The following is a 4,454-nucleotide window of genomic DNA, read 5'->3' on the forward strand; positions in this document are numbered from 1 at the left end:
CCCCATCACGATTCTCGTCTGTCGGACTCACCGGCCGGCCCACGACGGCCATTGCGTCTTCGTCGGTAGCGTCAGATGTGTATCCGAGGTACGCGTACGAGCCGATGACACCGGCGGCCCGGTCGTGTGTCTCCGGAATCGTCGACTTCCCGAGATAGGAAGTGGTGACAACCGCGTCGTACGCCGCCGCTACGTCGAGCAGTTCGTCGTAGCACTGAGAGACGTGAACGCCGTTCCCCGCGATAATAACCGGTCGCTCAGCATCCGAAAGTATCTTCGAGGCCTCGGAAACGGTTTCCTCGGTCGGTGCCGACTCCCAGTTTTTGGTCTGTTCTTCTGGAGACCAGAGAGGTGGCGTATCATCTTCCGGCACCTCAGCAGTGACTGCATCTCCGTCCAGAATGACCGCCGTGGGACCGGGACGATTAGCAGTCGAGTGCTTGAACGCTAACTGGACGCTCCGTATCGTTTCGTTAGCCGAACGAGGGAACCACCACTCCTTGGTGATACCGTCCAGAATCTTGGGAAGCGAGAAACCACCATAATCACCACGAGCCTGCTGATACGGCGCTAACGTCGAGTAGTCACCTCGTTCAGATGCTTCCGTCAGGGCAACCATCGGAGATGAACCGAGTCGGGCCTCCATCTGACCGATTGCGCCGATACTCCCAATCCAAGGACCTTGTCCCGTGAGCACACCCGGTGACTGGTGATACCGCCCGTACATCTCGGCCATCACGCTCGCCTCGCGCTCATCGCGCGGACGCACGACCTGAATATCCGAGTCGGCGAGTGACTCGAGTAGTTCGATAGCTCGGCCGCCAGGGTATCCGAACAGATACTCGACGCCCAGATTCTCCAACACGTGAACGATTTCAGCAGTACACTTGGTCATGGGTCTGATGGGTTCTGTAGGCGCTAGCGAGTACGGTCGCGACGAGCACGGCATGTCACGGTAACCGTACGACGACTGCCCTACGTGAGTTACATTCTCTCACTGGGTGTACTTCGGTTTATCGGTCATCTCACCTGTTTCTTGTTTGGACAAAGAAGAAACAGAATCCGAATAATTTGGATACATCGCCACCCACAGGATATTGACCATACCTATAATAATCAAGTGAGTATCTTGAATTGGAGAATTATATCAGGGAGCTAGAGCTAAAAACAACAGAATATGTTGTCGTAGCGCCTACACCAGAGCCCCATTCGACTGCACGATGTCGTGCACCGAGTCTGTAGTGACTCGTAGACGCTGTGATAGCTCTATCAGACGAAGCCTATCCGAAATACTCGGATCCAAGTCGTATCGCGCCACCGAAGTCGATTTTCGTGGACGTCACGCCACGAATTTATATCATATATATGATTAGACCGGCCCAGTCCGTTACAGTAGTAGTTGTGTAATAGTTTGTTACGCTATTTCATAATCAACTCACACATACCTAAAATCCGTCACGAATAGTTGTAATAGTCATTTTCACTAGGTTAGAAGTCGGGTCAAGCGTACGACTACAATCACTAGATTCCAACGAGAATCTTGCTAGAAGTATCTTGACTGCCACCGCTGACGACGGTCAGTCCGCGCTGTTCATCACGTCTCTGTAGCGGTAAAACCGCAAATCAGTAGAGTAACTAGACTGGTACGCTTGCTGAATCGAGTTATCCGAACTGTGTCCACCCGTTCGAAAAGTAGATGTCGCCGCTGATAGATATCGATTTCAGACGGCTGAATCTCTTGGTTATATATTGACTGGATGGGGTGGTTTATCGGCTAGCTCCATCGCTTCTGTCAAGAGTCATAGCATCATCCGACTAGTTGTATCGATGCGAATACGGTTGCACGCATCGAACACTGTGGGAAAACAACGCCGAGTCAGCGCAGGGTTCGAAAGAGGGCACTCGAGACGAGCCAAATCCGTCCCTCGGAATGACTGTCGACCCGGAGGGTGCCGCTTTCTTGCGTCCCACTTCACCCGCCGAACTCGGACTCGAACCGTCGGATATGTTCGTCTGCTCCGGCAACGATCACATCGTCACCTTCTGCAATTTCGAACGCCGTCGGGTCGAAATTCGTGATGATCTCTTCTTCCCGGACGACGGCGATAACGGTCACACCGGTACGTGACCGGACTGCCGCCTCGGCCACAGTTTTGCCAGCCAGATCGGTAGCCGGTAGCCGAACCACGGAGACCTGCTTGTCGTAGACGAACACCTCCTCGTCCTCGAACACCGTGGATGCAATCATCCGGCCGCTGACGGTCGCCAGCGACTGGACGAAGTCCGCCCCTGCCCGGTAGAGTTTCGTCACGTCGTCTTCCTCGTTCGCCCGAACCAGGAGTCGTAGGTCCGGGTTGCGGTCCCGAGCGATTAACGTTGCGAGGATAGCGGTTGTGTCGTCTCCGACGGTGATGACAAGTGCCGAGGCGTCGCCGATTCCGGCACGTTCGAGCACTTCGGGGTCTCGAACGTCTCCCACTACGTCGACCTGGCTGTCGTCCTCGATGTCGAGGACTGTGACGTTCGTCGTCGTTCCCTCGAAGGCTCTGGCAGCCGCCCGCCCGGACTCACCGTACCCCGCAATAACGACCGTTTGGGACGAAACCGACTGGACGGACGCGATTGCTTCGTCGCGAAACGAGTCTGCCTCTTTCCGGTCACCCACGACTAACAGCCTGACACCGCTTTCGATGGTCGTATCCGGTGGGAACGGACTCTCGAAGCTCCCATCGACCCAGGCACCGATCATGTCTACGCCGAACCGCTCACGGAGCTGTGCCTCCGCAACTGTCCGACCGCAGAGGTCGCTGTCCGGTGTGACTCCGACTTCGACGAGCTGCAAGTCTTCGCCGATTTCGACCTCCTCGTCGACGAGCGTGCTGACGGCCGTCGGTACCTCGCTCGCGATGCTCTCACCGAGCAGTTGGCGGGGCGAAAGGACTGCGTCGGCACCCGCTACGTCGAGGTACTCCCCCAAACCGCGGTGCTCAACGAGGGTGACGGTCCTGACCTCCGGGTTTACCTCCCGGACGGACAGGACGATGCTCGCCGTCGCGTCGTCGGGCGCGTCTACGACGACCGCCGCTGCGTCCGCAACGCTCGCTGCAGACAATACCCCAGTCGCCTCCGGGTCCCCGTGAACCACGTCGTAGTCTGCCCGGTGGAGGTCGGTCGCGACCGCTTCGTCGGACTCGATGAGGACGTATGGTCTTTCCCGGGTGGCAAGTTCCTCCAGGAAGGCCTCGGTTCTCGGTGTGAACCCGCAGATGACGACATGGGCGGAGTGGTCAGGCGCGTCGCTCGGCGCAGATGGCTTGAGTGCGCTCTGGAGCCATGGCACTGCGAAGATATCCACCGCGGTCAGTATGAGGCCGATACCCGTCAGTTGAATGCCGATGACGAGCAGGTTCATCTGTAGGCTATCCCACGGGGCGTCTTCGCCGTAGCCAGTGGTCGTTAAGCTCTGGAAGACCACTTCGAGCGAGCGATACAGCGGCTGGGAGCGCCCCTCCCAGATGCCCATGCCGACGTTGTAGACCAACGTGAGGACAATCGTGGTCACAACGACTAACCCTAGGTAGGAGAGGGTCCGGCGAGCGACTCTAACCATGCTACGGTGTTTGTTGCCATGGGTCAAAGATTCGGTGGCCCACCGGCCTGTCTGTAGAATGTCCGTTCGAACTCCCGACCGAATCGAAACTCCATCAGAACGGTCGGTTCCGAGTGCCGCGACGGCCAGCAGCGGCGATCGAGGTGGACAGTTACATGCTATAGTAGCGTTTGCAAGTCAGTGCACACTCGCTCGACCGGTGTCGTGCGATTGGATGTGTCACCAGTTGCAAACGTTACTATATTCTCCAAACCACTCTCGACTATTTACGAAGGAAGCAATCGACTTCCGCCGAAATCAGTTCCGGTGCTGCGCTGGGACCGCTGTGACCAATACCGTCGAACTCGACGAAGCGGCTATGCGGAAGCGCCTCGTGAGTAGCACGAGCGCTTTTGCGGAGGAAGTCTGGACCGTCGGTGCCAGTCAGGACGAGCACGGGGGCATCGACGTCGAGACGGTCGGGAAGCCGGTATCGCTCGACGGCACGATTCATCCGGACAACCTCTTCGACGAGGTCAACACAGTCGGGCCAAACTGGCCACTCTGCTAACCATGCGTCGAGGTCGTCGATTCCTTCGGGGTGAAGTACTAGCTCGATGTAGCGTTTCACCGCCTCGCGGCGTTCGCCCTGCTCAACGAGCGCCGCCATGCGGTCGGCGAGATTAGCCTGCGTCCGGAAGTCGTCGGGAAGGACAGCCGGTTCGTAGGCGACGACCGCTTCGACCGTTGCATCCGTCGCAGCCTCGATTCCGGTGAGTGCACCGTAGGAATGCCCGAGCAGAATTGGGTCGCCGTCAACATCGTCAACGAGCGTCTGTACGTACGTGCTCTCACGTTCCAGTAC

At 57.5% G+C, this 4,454-nt stretch carries 3 protein-coding genes; all 3 read right to left on the reverse strand.

Annotation, left to right across the window (positions count from 1 at the left end; translation table 11 throughout):
• Positions 1 to 895: thiamine pyrophosphate-binding protein (locus QT222_RS07485; RefSeq protein WP_491476796.1), on the reverse strand; the 895-nt coding region annotated here is incomplete at its 3' end.
• A 1,077-nt stretch (positions 896 to 1,972) separates the two neighbouring features.
• A complete protein-coding gene (locus QT222_RS07490) occupies positions 1,973 to 3,610 on the reverse strand; it encodes a potassium channel family protein (protein WP_491476797.1) in 1,638 nt (545 codons plus the stop codon).
• A gap of 262 nt (positions 3,611 to 3,872) precedes the next feature.
• Positions 3,873 to 4,454, reverse strand: a 582-nt coding sequence (locus QT222_RS07495; protein ID WP_491476798.1) for an alpha/beta fold hydrolase, incomplete at its 5' end; no start/stop codon positions are given.

The sequence above is a fragment of the Haloferax sp. s1 genome, from assembly GCF_058382125.1.

Coding starts and splice junctions, on each gene's coding strand:
- QT222_RS07490 (WP_491476797.1), bottom strand. CDS start 3,610: ATGGTTAGAGTCGCTCGCCGGACCCTCTCCTACCTAGGGTTAGTCGTT.